At 63.2% G+C, this 13,253-nt stretch carries 14 protein-coding genes; 9 read left to right on the plus strand and 5 right to left on the minus strand.

Features of this window, described 5'->3' with window-relative positions:
• Positions 1–59: 59 nt before the first annotated feature.
• From hydA to NL532_RS13530, 3 genes are read left to right on the plus strand one after another with little or no spacing between them, the layout of a single operon-like run.
• Positions 60–1,511, plus strand: coding sequence for a dihydropyrimidinase (gene hydA, locus NL532_RS13520; protein ID WP_023712057.1), 1,452 nt, complete (start codon positions 60–62; stop codon positions 1,509–1,511).
• The gene (locus tag NL532_RS13525) at positions 1,508–1,885 is read left to right on the plus strand and encodes a hypothetical protein (protein ID WP_023668216.1); all 378 of its coding nucleotides are present in this window, start codon (positions 1,508–1,510) and stop codon (positions 1,883–1,885) included. The genes hydA and NL532_RS13525 overlap by 4 nt, the downstream gene beginning before the upstream one ends.
• Positions 1,886–1,901: 16 nt before the next feature.
• Positions 1,902–2,285, plus strand: coding sequence for a hypothetical protein (locus NL532_RS13530; RefSeq protein WP_027050643.1), 384 nt, complete (start codon positions 1,902–1,904; stop codon positions 2,283–2,285).
• Between the two features lie 17 nt (positions 2,286–2,302).
• Here NL532_RS13530 and NL532_RS13535 read toward each other — a convergent pair whose 3' ends face one another.
• Positions 2,303–2,707 (minus strand): cupin domain-containing protein, encoded by a 405-nt coding sequence (locus NL532_RS13535; RefSeq protein ID WP_031193071.1) that lies wholly within the window; start codon positions 2,705–2,707, stop codon positions 2,303–2,305.
• Between the two features lie 110 nt (positions 2,708–2,817).
• Between NL532_RS13535 and NL532_RS13540 the strand changes: the two genes are divergently transcribed.
• Genes NL532_RS13540 through NL532_RS13560 form a run of 5 tightly spaced genes read left to right on the plus strand, consistent with a single transcriptional unit; the run spans position 2,818 to position 7,175 of the window.
• Positions 2,818–3,609 (plus strand): ABC transporter ATP-binding protein, encoded by a 792-nt coding sequence (locus tag NL532_RS13540; protein WP_023687997.1) that lies wholly within the window; start codon positions 2,818–2,820, stop codon positions 3,607–3,609.
• Entirely contained in the window at positions 3,602–4,135 is a 534-nt protein-coding gene (locus NL532_RS13545; RefSeq protein ID WP_084012971.1) for an endonuclease domain-containing protein, read from the plus strand. Before NL532_RS13540 ends, NL532_RS13545 begins: the two co-directional genes overlap by 8 nt.
• Positions 4,136–5,014, plus strand: coding sequence for an ABC transporter permease (locus NL532_RS13550; protein WP_023829229.1), 879 nt, complete (start codon positions 4,136–4,138; stop codon positions 5,012–5,014). It begins immediately after the preceding gene.
• The gene (locus NL532_RS13555) at positions 5,011–6,165 is read left to right on the plus strand and encodes an ABC transporter permease (RefSeq protein ID WP_023729376.1); all 1,155 of its coding nucleotides are present in this window, start codon (positions 5,011–5,013) and stop codon (positions 6,163–6,165) included. Before NL532_RS13550 ends, NL532_RS13555 begins: the two co-directional genes overlap by 4 nt.
• Before the next feature lie 38 nt (positions 6,166–6,203).
• Positions 6,204–7,175: an ABC transporter substrate-binding protein gene (locus tag NL532_RS13560; protein ID WP_023682178.1), complete on the plus strand. Its 972-nt coding sequence runs from the start codon at positions 6,204–6,206 to the stop codon at positions 7,173–7,175.
• Positions 7,176–7,223: 48 nt separating this feature from the next.
• Here the strand turns inward: NL532_RS13560 and NL532_RS13565 are convergent, their stop codons facing one another.
• Positions 7,224–7,682: an Lrp/AsnC family transcriptional regulator gene (locus tag NL532_RS13565; protein ID WP_023682177.1), complete on the minus strand. Its 459-nt coding sequence runs from the start codon at positions 7,680–7,682 to the stop codon at positions 7,224–7,226.
• Between the two features lie 123 nt (positions 7,683–7,805).
• On the opposite strand from NL532_RS13565, the gene NL532_RS13570 reads away from it, so the two are divergent.
• Positions 7,806–9,089, plus strand: coding sequence for a cystathionine gamma-synthase family protein (locus NL532_RS13570; RefSeq protein ID WP_023729374.1), 1,284 nt, complete (start codon positions 7,806–7,808; stop codon positions 9,087–9,089).
• A 245-nt stretch (positions 9,090–9,334) separates the two neighbouring features.
• Here NL532_RS13570 and NL532_RS13575 read toward each other — a convergent pair whose 3' ends face one another.
• The 3 genes from NL532_RS13575 to NL532_RS13585 form a co-directional block, all read right to left on the minus strand.
• The gene (locus NL532_RS13575) at positions 9,335–10,984 is read right to left on the minus strand and encodes a thiamine pyrophosphate-binding protein (protein WP_023688002.1); all 1,650 of its coding nucleotides are present in this window, start codon (positions 10,982–10,984) and stop codon (positions 9,335–9,337) included.
• Positions 10,981–12,156: a CaiB/BaiF CoA transferase family protein gene (locus tag NL532_RS13580; protein WP_023829230.1), complete on the minus strand. Its 1,176-nt coding sequence runs from the start codon at positions 12,154–12,156 to the stop codon at positions 10,981–10,983. The genes NL532_RS13575 and NL532_RS13580 overlap by 4 nt, the downstream gene beginning before the upstream one ends.
• Before the next feature lie 82 nt (positions 12,157–12,238).
• On the minus strand, positions 12,239–13,171 hold the full coding sequence (locus tag NL532_RS13585; RefSeq protein WP_023753549.1) for an alpha/beta fold hydrolase: 933 nt from the start codon (positions 13,169–13,171) through the stop codon (positions 12,239–12,241).
• Positions 13,172–13,253: the final 82 nt, after the last annotated feature.

Consider the following 13,253-nt stretch of genomic DNA (forward strand, 5'->3'; position numbering starts at 1 on the left):
AAGATCTGTATTCAAAACGACGCTCACAAGAAGCGCGAAGAGAACAAGGGAACACGACAATGACCAAAGTCATCCGAAACGGCACCATCGTCACCGCCGACCGCACCTGGAAGGCCGATGTGCTGATGCAGCACGGCAAGATCGTCGCCATTGGCTCGAACCTGCATGGCGACCATGAGTTCGACGCCAGCGGCTGTTACGTCATGCCGGGCGGCATCGATCCGCACACCCATCTCGAAATGCCGTTCATGGGCACCTATTCGGCCGACGATTTCGAGTCCGGGACGCGTGCGGCCCTTTCCGGTGGCACCACGATGGTGGTCGATTTCTGCCTGCCGGCGCCGCAGCAATCGCTGCTGGAAGCGTTGCAGATGTGGGACAACAAGACCTCGAAGGCTGCCTGCGACTACTCCTTCCACATGGCGATCACCTGGTGGGGCAAGCAGGTGTTCGACGAGATGGCCACCGTCGTCGACAGAGGCATTACCTCGTTCAAGCATTTCATGGCCTACAAGGGCGCGCTGATGGTGGACGACGACGAGATGTACGCGTCGTTCCAGCGCTGCGCCGATCTCGGCGCGCTGCCGCTGGTTCATGCCGAGAATGGCGACGTGGTTGCGGCGCTGTCGCAAAAGCTGCTCGCTGCCGGCAATAATGGTCCCGAGGGACACGCCTATTCGCGGCCGCCGGAAGTGGAAGGCGAGGCGACCAACCGCGCCATCATGATCGCCGACATGGCCGGCGTGCCGCTCTATGTCGTGCATGTGTCCTGCGAGCAGAGCCACGAAGCGATCCGCCGCGCCCGCCAGAAGGGCATGCGGGTTTTCGGCGAGCCGCTGATCCAGCATTTGACGCTGGACGAGAGCGAGTATTTCGACAAGGATTGGGACCATGCGGCGCGCCGCGTCATGAGCCCGCCCTTCCGCAACAAGCTGCACCAGGATTCGCTGTGGGCCGGCCTGCAGGCGGGATCGCTGCAGGTGGTGGCGACCGACCACTGCGCCTTCACCACCAAGCAGAAGCGCAACGGCCTCGGCGATTTCACCAAGATCCCGAACGGCACCGGCGGGCTCGAAGACCGCTTGCCCGTGCTGTGGACGACGGGCGTCAACACCGGGCGGCTGACGATGAACGAGTTCGTCGCGGTGACTTCGACCAACATCGCCAAGATCCTCAACATGTATCCTAGGAAGGGCGCCATCGTCGAAGGCGCGGACGCCGACATCGTGGTGTGGGACCCCAGCGCCAAGAAGACCATCACCTCGAAGAAGCAGCAATCGGTGATCGACTACAACGTCTTCGAAGGTTTTGAGGTGACCGGCCTGCCGCGCTTCGTCTTTTCGCGCGGCGAATTGTCGGTCGAGGAAGCGGAGGTCAAGGCCAAGCCCGGCCATGGCGAATTCGTCGCCCGCGAGCCGAACGCGGCGGTCAACCGGGCTCTGTCGACCTGGAAGGACATTACCGCGCCGCGCAAGGTGGAACGCACCGGCATTCCGGCGACAGGCGTTTGACGTTGCGGAGCCCGGGGGCGCTCATTTCACTGGTCGTGGCGATGGTGGTCGCTGGTCCGGCAACAGGGGCCGAGAGGCTGGCCGGCTCCTGGGGCAACGATGCCGGCTGTGTCTTTGCAAAGGCCGGTTTTCAGGGCCGGGACGATTATATCGTGCTGACCGCCGAAGGCATCGAGACCTATGGCAGCGGCTGCCGGTTCGCGCAGCAATTGACGTGGGCGCCGGGCACGCAATCGCTTGATGCGACCTGTTCCGCCGAAGGCGAGGCGGGGACGACGGCTGAAACCGTTGTGGTCACCAACAAGGGCGAGGGTGGGTTCTTCGTGACCATTCCCGGTCTTGAAGAAATGGGGCCGTTGCAACCGTGTTCGTGACGTTGGAGCTGGGGGAATGAGCGCGCGCGGTTTGGGGCCGTCTGTTGCGATGATAGTCGTTCTGGCTGCGGGTCAGGCCCTTGCGGCAGGCATCGACCTGACGAAACCCTATGGGGACAAATATGGCTGCATCAACCGCAACGGCCAGGAAGTCGCCGCCGATCGGATGCTGCTTTTGACCGACGAGGCATTGGTCACCGCCGCCAGCGCCTGCACCTTCACGGAGAAGCAAGCGCAGGCTGATGGGTCGCTGGTGGTGACGGCAACATGCGAGGCGGAAGGCGAAGAGGGACAGGAGCCGACCAAATTCACCATCAAGCGCAGCGCCAAGAACGCCAAGAAGCTGACGGTCGCCGACGACGACGGCAATGTCATGGGCGAAGTGGCGCGGTGCAAATGACGGCAGTCCCGTCAGCGTCAGGCCACCAGCGCATCCAGTTCCGGCAACAGGACGACGCTTTCCTGTTCATTGGGATCGGTGCGGGCGATGACGGCCGAGGACGGGGCGTTGCTCAGATTGGCCGGCAGATGCGGTACGCCGGCCGGGATGTAGAAGAGGTCGCCGGCCTTGACGACGATGTGGTTCTCGAGCCTGTCGCCATACCATGTGTGGACCTCGCCCGAGAGCACATAGATCGCCGTCTCATGGCTTTCATGCAGATGCGCCTTGGCGCGGGCGCCAGGCGGCAGGGTGAGCAGATGCATGCAGATGCCGGACGAGCCGACCGTCTCGGCTGCAATGCCGGCAAAATAGGTCAATCCCTGCTTGCCTTCATAAGTGCTTTCAGGACGGATAAGGTGACAAGTGGGTTTGGGCGACATCGGCAAGGCTCCGGGCGTCGATTGGGTGGGATTGGACGAGTGGAAAGCAACATCAACGCGAATGCAACGGCATTTCATCCTGGGCGGCTGCGAGAGGCAGGCAGCAAGCGATGACGGGACAATCGCCAGCCGTCGTCTCGGCAAGCAGACTTGGCCTTACCTTTCAGACCAATGACGGTCCGGTAGAGGCGCTCTCCAATGTCGACCTGACCATCGGCAAGGGCGAGTTCGTCTCCTTCATCGGCCCATCGGGCTGCGGCAAGACCACCTTGCTGCGCGTCATCGCCGATCTGGAAAAACCGACATCGGGCACGATCTCGGTCAACGGCATGACGCCGGAACAGGCGCGCGAGAAACGCGCTTATGGCTACGTCTTCCAGGCGGCAGCCCTTTTCCCGTGGCGCACGATCGAGCGTAACGTGGCGCTGCCGCTGGAGATCATCGGCCTTTCGAGAGCGGAGCAGGCCGAGCGCATCAAGCGCACGATGGAGCTCGTCAACCTCTCCGGCTTCGAGAAGAAATACCCCTGGCAGCTTTCCGGCGGCATGCAGCAGCGCGCTTCGATCGCCCGCGCGCTCGCCTTCGACGCCGACCTGTTGCTGATGGACGAGCCCTTCGGCGCGCTGGACGAGATCGTGCGCGATCATCTCAATGAACAGCTTCTGGAATTGTGGGCGCGCACCAACAAGACGATCTGCTTCGTCACCCATTCCATCCCCGAGGCGGTGTATCTGTCGACGCGCATCGTCGTCATGTCGCCGCGCCCAGGTCGGGTTACCGACATCATCGAATCGACGCTGCCAAAGGAGCGGCCACTGGACATCCGCGAGACACCGGAGTTTTTGGCGATCGCGGCCCGCGTGCGCGATGGGTTGCGGGCAGGGCACAGCTATGATGATTGAGGGGGCGAACGACCGGCTGGCTCCTCTCCCCAACGGGGAGAGGGTGGCCGGAGCGAAGCGGAGGTCGGGTGAGGGGGCGGCGCCGACGGATCCGACCAAGAGAAATGTCGGGGCAACCGCTCGCGCCCGAAAGCTGCGGTTTGACGAGACCGAAGCTGAATACCGGCTTTGGGGGGAATTGAGAGGACGTCATCTCAACGGCTACAAATTTGTGCGGCAAGTGCCGCTCGGACCTTTCATCGCGGACTTCGTCTGCCGCGAGCAGGGGCTGATTGTCGAACTTGATGGCAGCCAACACGCGGATTCACTGACCGATCCCGCCAGGACAGCCTGGCTGAACGGACAAGGTTATTCGGTTCTGCGCTTCTGGAATCACGAAGTTTTGGCTGAGCGCCGAGCGGTCCTGGATACGATCTTGGCTTGTCTCGACGGAAAGATTTCTACCCCCTCACCCGACCTCCGCTTCGCTCCGGCCACCCTCTCCCCGTTGGGGAGAGGAGGGCGCCCCGCTGGCGAGGCGCGATAGATGGACACCTTCCGCGAAAAACTCATCCCCGTGACCTCCATCCTCCTGGGCGTGGTGGTGCTCTGGTATGTCTTCGCCGTCATCCTCAACGCGCCGTTCCAGCGCGACCTCGACCGGCGCGCCGGGGAAACCCACGGCACCGTCGAATTCATCGGCAAGACGCTGTCGCAGCCCAAGCCGACGCTGCCGGCGCCGCATCAGGTGGCGGTGAACTTCTTCGAGAACACCTTCCTGCGGCCCATCACATCGAGCCGAAGCCTCGTCTACAATGCCTGGGTGACCCTGTCGTCGACGTTGCTCGGCTTTGCCTTCGGCACGGCGCTCGGCATGGTCATCGCGGTCGGCATCGTGCATGTGGCGACGCTCGACCGCAGCCTGATGCCGTGGATCATCGCCTCCCAGACGATTCCCATTCTGGCCGTGGCGCCGATGATCATCGTCGTGCTGGGGGCGATCGGCATCAGCGGTCTGATCCCAAAGGCGATGATCTCGACCTACCTGTCGTTCTTCCCGGTGACGGTGGGCATGGTGAAGGGCCTGCGCTCGCCCGAACTCATGCATCTCGACCTGATGCACACCTACAATGCCAGTGTCTCGCAGACCTTCTGGAAGCTGCGGGTGCCGGCCTCGGTGCCGTTCCTGTTCACCTCGATGAAGGTGGCGGTGGCGGCGAGCCTGGTCGGCGCCATTGTCGGCGAACTGCCGACCGGTGCTGTCGCCGGCATCGGCGCCAAGCTTTTGGCAGGTGCCTATTACAGCCAGTCCATCGACATCTGGTCCGCCCTTGTGGCGGGCTCGGTGGTGGCGGCCCTTCTGGTCATGGTGGTCGGCATAACCGGGCGCCTCGTTGACCGCGCCATGGGCGGGAGGCCGGCATGAACTGGCTGAAGCCCTCCTGGCAAGCCGTGCTGGCCGTTGCGCTGTGCCTCGTCGCCGTCGCGCTCGGTGCGATGTCGAAGCCGGAAGCGGCCGCCCTTGCAGACCCGACGGCAAGCTTCGACTACCCCTATTTCGGGATAAAGACCCCGATGATCGGCCTGGCCGTGCTGGCAGGGCTGATCTCGATGATCAGAATTTCGCCGCTGGCCGAGGCTGCGGTGCTGTTCATCGGCGCTCATCTCGTCGCCTGGATGCTGATCTCGGGCATTACAGGTTTCGAAGGCACGGCATTGGCGCCGTATTTCCTGCTGCTCGCCGCTGCCTGGCTGCTGGCCTGGCGCTGTGTGGCGGTGCTGTCGGGGCTTCGCCCGATGGCAAAAGGGGCGCGGATGGCGCTGCGCCTCATCATCCCGGCGATCTTCGGCGCCTGGATCCTGATCATATGGGAAGCGGTGACGCGTGGCGCCGGCATTCCCTTCATCCTTTTGCCGCCGCCGAGCGCCATCGGTGTGCGCATCGCCAGTTCCCTGCCGGTGCTCGGCGCCGATATCAGGCAGACCATCTTCAAGGCGGTGATCTTCGGTTATGTCATCGGCAGCGGCGCCGGCTTCCTGGTGGCGATTGCGGCCGACCGCGTGCCGTTCCTGCGCCGCGGTCTGCTGCCGATCGGCAATATGGTCTCGGCGCTGCCGATCATCGGTGTGGCGCCAATCATGGTGATGTGGTTCGGCTTCGACTGGCCGTCCAAGGCCGCGGTCGTCATCATCATGACCTTCTTCCCAATGCTGGTGAACACGGTTGCCGGTCTTGCCGCCTCCGGCCATATGGAGCGCGACCTGATGCGCACCTATGCGTCGGGCTACTGGCCAACACTCTTGAAGCTCCGGCTGCCGGCGGCAGCGCCCTTCATCTTCAACGCGCTGAAGATCAACTCGACGCTGGCGCTGATCGGCGCCATCGTCGCCGAGTTCTTCGGCACGCCTGTGGTCGGCATGGGCTTTCGCATCTCGACCGAGGTCGGGCGGATGAACATCGATATGGTCTGGGCCGAAATCGCAGTTGCAGCACTGGCGGGTTCGGTCTTTTATGGCGTGGTCGCTCTCGTCGAGAGAGCCGTCACGTTTTGGCATCCCTCTGTCCGTGGTGGATAGGGCGGTGGGTTCGGGTGTTAACTTCAGAGGGTAAAAACATGAAAAGACTGATCATTCCGATGCTGGCCGGCGCGATGTCGCTGGCCGCGTTCCAGGCAATGGCCGCCGACAAGGTGACCTTGCAGCTGAAATGGGTCACGCAGGCGCAGTTTGCCGGCTACTATGTCGCCAAGGCCAAGGGTTTTTATGAAGCAGAAGGCCTCGACGTCGACATCAAGCCGGGCGGTCCCGATATCGCACCCGAGCAGGTGATCGCCGGCGGTGGCGCCGACGTCATCGTCGACTGGATGGGCGGGGCGCTCGCCGCGCGCGAAAAGGGCGTGCCGCTGGTCAACATCGCCCAGCCGTTCAAGAAGGCCGGTATGGAGCTGGTCTGCCCGAAGGACGGCCCGATCAAGACCGAAGCCGATTTCAAGGGTCACACGCTGGGCGTCTGGTTCTTCGGTAACGAATATCCATTCTACGCCTGGATGAACAAGCTCGGCCTGAAGACCGAAGGCGGCCCGGACGGCGTCACGGTTTTGAAGCAGAGCTTCGACGTGCAGCCGCTGATCCAGAAGCAGGCGGATTGCATTTCGGTCATGACCTACAACGAGTACTGGCAGCTGATCGATGCCGGCTACAAGCCGGACCAGCTCACCGTGTTCAACTACTCGGCGATGGGCAACGACCTGCTTGAGGACGGGCTCTATGCCTCGGAAGACAAGCTCAAGGATCCGGCTTTCGAAGACAAGATGGTGCGTTTCGTGCGCGCCTCGATGAAGGGCTGGAAATATGCCATCGACAACAATGACGAGGCCGCGGGCATTGTCATGGACGGCGGTGGCCAGGACGAAAACCACCAGAAGCGGATGATGAGCGAAGTCGCCAAGCTGATCGACAATGCCGACGGCAAGCTCGACCCGGCGACCTACGAGCGCACCGCCAAGGCGCTGCTCGACCAGAAGATCATCACCAAGGCGCCGACCGGCGCCTACACCACGGCCATCACCGACAAGGCGATCAAATAAGCCTGGCCAGGCAATTTCGACCTCGAGAGCGGCGCCTTTGACCAAATGTCAGAGGCGCCGTTCCTTTATGGTGTTCATGACGAAGCTGGTCTCGATCGAAGCGACGCATTTCAGCCGCGCGATCTTTTCCTTGATGAAGCGCTCGTACTGTTCGAGGCTGCCGGTCACCACCTTCAGCACATAGTCGCGCGACCCGGTGACGAGGTGGCATTCCAGCACCTCCTCCCACCCGCGGATGGCGTCCTCGAACATGACGATCTCGTCCTCGTTCTGGCGGCTGAGCCGAACGGTGGCGATGGCGACCATGTTCCAGCCGAAGGCGGCCGGGTCGACCAGCGTGGTATAGCCCCGGATAATGCCGGCCTCCTCCAGCCGGCGTACCCTCCTCAAACATGGCGACGGCGACAGGCCGATGCGCTCCGCAAGCTCATTGTTGGTGATGCGGGCGTCGGCCTGCAGCTCGCGCAGGATCTTGCGGTCGAAATCGTCGGCTATCTTCTGCTGCACTTTTGCTCTCGCTCGGCAATTTGTTGCCGGGATGCAGCCATGCGAGGCCGAAAATAGCAAGGACTGGTGGACCGGGATCGCATAAATTGCTGGACGAGACTCCTCTAGAACGCAGGAAAAGCCATGACCGCGCCGCGCCCGTCGAAAACCCACATCGGCAACCACAAGCTCCATCCGGAAACGTTGATGTTGAGCTATGGCTTCGATCCGCAACTGTCGGAAGGCGCCGTCAAGCCGCCGGTGTTCCTGACCTCGACCTTCGTGTTCAAATCGGCGGAGGAGGGGCGCGATTTCTTCGACTACACATCCGGCCGCAAGGAGCCGCCGAGCGGCACGGCGTCCGGCCTGGTCTATTCGCGCTTCAATCATCCCAACTCCGAGATCGTCGAGGACCGGCTGGCGGTCTATGAGGGAACGGACGCCTGCATCCTGTTCTCGTCCGGCATGTCGGCGATCGCCACCACGCTGCTCGCCTATGCCCGTCCGGGCGATGTCATCTTGCATTCGCAGCCGCTTTACGGCGGCACTGAGACGCTTTTGACGCGCACGCTGTCCGGCTTCGGCATCGGCGCTGTCGGCTTCGCCGACGGCGTCGACGAGAAGGCGGTGCGGGCCGCTGCTGATGCAGCGGTGGCGAAGGGGCGTGTCTCGGTCATTCTCATCGAGACGCCGTCAAATCCGACCAACAGCCTGGTCGACATCGCACTGATCCGGAAGATTGCCGACGAGATCGGCGCAAGCCAAGGCTCGACGCCGATCATCGTCTGCGACAACACGCTGCTCGGCCCGGTGTTCCAGCGGCCGATCGAACATGGCGCCGATGTCTCCGTCTATTCGCTGACCAAATATGTCGGCGGCCATTCCGACCTGATCGCCGGTGCGGCGATGGGCAGCAAGGCGGTGACCAAGCCGATCAAGGCGCTGCGCGGCGCCATCGGCACGCAACTCGACCCGCATTCCTGCTGGATGCTCGGCCGCTCGCTGGAGACGCTGTCCATCCGCATGGAGCGCGCCAACGACAATGCGCGGCTCGTGGCCGAATTCCTGCGCGATCACGCCAAGGTCGAGAAGGTGCATTACCTGCCGTTCCTGGGCGAGGATACGGCAGCGGGACGGGCCTACAAGGCGCAATGCAGCGGCGCCGGGTCGACATTTTCTTTCGATATCAAAGGCGGAGAGAAGGCGGCCTTCGCATTTCTCAACGGGCTGCAAATATTCAAGCTGGCGGTGAGCCTCGGCGGCACGGAGTCACTCGCCAGCCACCCGGCGGCGATGACGCACTCCGGCATTCCCTTCGACGTGCGCCAGCGCATTGGCGTGCTGGAGACCACGGTCAGGCTGTCGATCGGCGTCGAGCATCCGGACGATCTTATCGCCGACCTGACGCAGGCGCTGGCAGCGGTCTGATAGCTCGCTTGTAGATATCAGGAAAGGGGCGATCGTCTTGGCAGCGTCGGCGGGACAGCACCCCCCTCTGTCCTGCCGGACATCTCCCCCTCAAGGGGGGAGATCAGCAGCTCTGACCATAGCGCCCTGTCTGCAACGCTGCAGATTGGCGAAGGGCGACATGACATCCAATCTCCCCCTTGAGGGGGAGATGTCCGGCAGGACAGAGGGGGGTGTGACGGAACTCGGCTTTCGCTGCTAACTTCTCAGCTCTTGTCGCGGATCTGCGTCATCGTCCGCGTCGGCGTGATCGCCTCGGGATCGAGCCTGATTTCGACGATCGCCGGCTTGCCGCTGGCGCGGGCACGCTCGAAGGCAGGGGCAAAATCTGCCGTGTTCTCGACCGTCTCGCCGTGGCCGCCATAGGCGCGGGCAAGAGCGGCAAAGTCAGGGTTCTTCAGATCGGTGGCGACGACACGGCCGGGATAGTCGCGCTCCTGGTGCATGCGGATGGTGCCGTAGATGCCGTTGTTCACGACGATTACGATGATCGGCAGGTCGTATTGCACGGCGGTAGCGAATTCCTGTCCGTTCATCAGGAAGCAGCCGTCGCCGGCAAAGGCGATCACGGTGCGGTCGGGATGGAGCGCCTTGGCGGCGACCGCAGCCGGGGTGCCGTAACCCATCGAACCGGAGGTCGGCGCGCCTTGGGTGGCGAAGCGGCGGAAGCGGTGGAAGCGGTGCACCCAGGTGGCGTAATTGCCGGCGCCGTTGGTGAAAATGGCGTCATCGGGCAAAATCTTTTCCAGATAGTTCATGATCGGCCCCATCTGGACCGGGCCGGGGCCGGTCTCAGGCGGCGTCGACCAGTCGAGGTAGGCAGCGTGTGCTTTCGCTGTCTCACCCGCCCAGGCTGGCGTGGAGGTTGGCTTGCGCTTGGCAAAAGCCTCGACGAAGGCCGAAGGCGAAGCGTTGATCGCCAGGGTCGGCCGGTAGACGCGGCCGAGTTCGCCGGCATCGGCATGGACATGGACCAGCGTCTGGTCGGGGTAAGGGCTCTTCAGCAACGTATAGTCGGAGGACGGCATCTCGCCCATGCGGCCGCCGATCAGCAGCACCAGGTCGGCCTGCTTGATGGCGGTGGCCAGCTTCGGGTTGATGCCGATGCCGACATCGCCGGCATAGTTCGGGTGCAGATGGTCGAACAGCATCTGTCGGCGGAAGGAGCAGCCGACCGGCAGCGACCAGGCCTCGGCAATGGTGCGCATACGTGCCACCGCTTCCTCGTCCCAGCGTGTGCCGCCGAGGATGACGAAGGGACGGTTGGCTTTGGCCAGAAGCTTTTCCAAAGCATCGAGTTCGGCTTCGCCGGGCCGGGTTTCGACCGGCGTGTGCGGCAAGGCCGCGGGCGCGTCGACAAGACTGGTCAGCATGTCCTCCGGCAGCGAGACGACGACGGGGCCGGGGCGGCCCGATGTCGCGACAGCAAAGGCGCGGGTGACGAGTTCGGGGATGCGCGCGGCATCGTCGATCTCCACCACCCATTTGGCGATGTCGCCGAAGAAGCGCTTGTAGTCGACCTCCTGGAAAGCCTCGCGCTCCTTGGCGTGGCTGGCGACCTGGCCGATGAACAGGATGACGGGTATCGAATCCTGCATGGCAATGTGAATGCCGGCCGACGCATTGGTGGCGCCGGGGCCGCGGGTGACGAAGCAGATGCCGGGCTGGCCGGTCAGCCGCCCCTGGCAGTCGGCCATCATGGCGGCGCCGCCTTCCTGTCGGCAGACAATGGTGCGGATGGGCGAGTCATGCAATGCGTCGAGCACCGCGAGATAGGATTCGCCGGGCACGCAGAAGATGCGGTCGGTGCCGTTCGCCTCGAGTGCGTCGACAATCAGTTGTCCACCGGTCTTCATCGTCCAGACTTCTCCAGTTCGGCAAGAATTTCTTCGGTATGTTCGCCAAGGCGTGGCGAAGGGCGTTCATAGACCAGCGGTGTGCCGGACATCACCATCGGCGCGCGCACCGAGGGCAGACGATTGCCATGGCCATCGTCGAGGTCGAGCCGCATGCCGCGTGCGATCGTCTGCGGGTCGGCAAACATCTGGCCGATATTGTTGATCGGGCTCGCCGGCACGCTTGCCGCTTCGAGCTTGGCCAGCAACGGGTCTCGGTCCCAGTTCTTCAGCGTCTCGATCATGTGCTCGCGCAATTTCACCCGGTTGGCGACGCGGGCCGGATTGGTGGCGAAATCGGGATTCGCTGAGAGATGGTCGAGTCCGACGGCGGCGCAGAATTTGGCGAACTGGCCGTCATTGCCGACCGCCAGGATGATATGGCCGTCCCTGACCGGGACAACCTCATAGGGCGCAATGTTCATATGCGCATTGCCCATCTGCACCGGCGCCTTGCCGGAGACGAGATAGTTGAGGTTCTGGTTGCCGAGTGCGGAAATCTGCGTGTCGAACAGGGCCATGTCGATATGCTGGCCTTCGCCGGTCTTTTCGGCATGGCGAAGCGCTGCCTGGATGGCGATCACCGAATAGAGGCCGGTGAAGATGTCCGATATGGCGACGCCGGCCTTTTGCGGCTCGCGCCCGACCTCGCCGGTGATCGACATCATGCCGGCCATGGCCTGGATGATGAAATCATAGCCGGCGCGTGGGGCGTAAGGCCCGTCCTGGCCGAAGCCGGTGATCGAGCAGTAGACGAGCTTTGGATTGATCGCCTTCAGGCTCTCGTAATCGAGCCCGTATTTCTTCAGGCCGCCGAGCTTGAAATTCTCGATCAGAATGTCGGCCGTGGCAACCAGCCGGCGCACCGTCTCGGCCCCTTCCGATGTCGAGAAATCGACGGCGATGGAACGCTTGCCGCGATTGCAGGAATGGTAATAGGCGGCCGACAGGTTCTCGCCATCATGGCTCATGACGAAGGGCGGACCCCATTTGCGGGTATCGTCGCCGCCGTCGGGGCTCTCGACCTTGATGACATCGGCGCCGAGATCGGCCAGCAATTGTCCTGCCCAGGGGCCGGCCAGGATGCGGGCGAGTTCGACGACGCGGACGCCTTTCAGCGGAGGTTCAGCCATAAATCACCAAAAACGGGTCGGAACCGCAGCCTCTATCAACCCGGGATGCCGCTGTCACGGGCCTTGCGGTAGGCCAGCGATGTCACTCTTTGAGCACGCTATCGGCCCAGGCAGCGAAATCGTCCATAACGGTGTCGCGGTTCACCTCGTTCAGGCTTTCGTGGCGGGTGTCGGCGTAAACCTTTGAAACCAGATTCGAAAAGCCCATCGCGCGCATCCGCTTGGTGAGATGATCGATGCCTTTGCCATAGTCGGAGGCCGGATCCTTCTCGCCGCCGACGATGCTGACGGGCAGGTCGCGCCTGATGCCGGCAAAGCCCGCATCCTTGCCGCCTTTCTGCGCCATCTCCACGACATCGCGCCACATCGAGATCGAGGCATCCCAGCCGCACAGCGGGTCGGCAATGTACTTGGCCACTTCAGCCTCGTCGCGCGACAGCCAGTCGAACGGCGTCTTGTGGTTGGGCACCGCCTTGCCCCAGGCCTGGAAGGTCAGTTTGGGCAAGACGCGTGAGGGAACATCGGAGCCGAGCCTGAAGCGCTCATAAGCGAGGATGGCGAGTGCAAGCTGACCAAGCAGGCCTTGTGAGAAATTGCCGTTCCAGATCGCCGCGGCGTGGACGCGCGGCGAGTGCGCCAGCAGGTAGTTGAGCGCCACCGACGCACCCATCGAATGGCCGAACAGGATGACCGGCAGGCCGGGCTGCTCCTTCGCAATCAAATCGTGGACTGCGTCGACATCGGAGATCACCTTGGCCGGGCCGCTTGTGCCGGCGAATCTGCCGAGCGGGGCATCGGGCGCCTTGGTCGCGCCATGGCCGCGATGGTCGTGGACGTAGACATGAAAGCCGCGGGTGCTGAGGTAATCGGCGAAGCGGGCATAGCGCGCGGCGCGTTCGGCCAGGCCGTGATTGACCTGGACTACCGCGCGTGGAGAGCCCCCCGCGTGCTTCACATAGAGATTGAGCGTGGCCCCGGTCGGTGAGGCCAGCGTCGTCTGCTTGTCAAATGCCATGTCTCGCTCCCTTGGCGACTGTTGGGCGACGGCGTGACCGACGTCAAGGGGAGGTCGAAATCAGCCGGCGTCACTATTGACA

It is taken from the genome of Mesorhizobium sp. C120A (assembly GCF_030323105.1).
GTDB lineage: Bacteria > Pseudomonadota > Alphaproteobacteria > Rhizobiales > Rhizobiaceae > Mesorhizobium.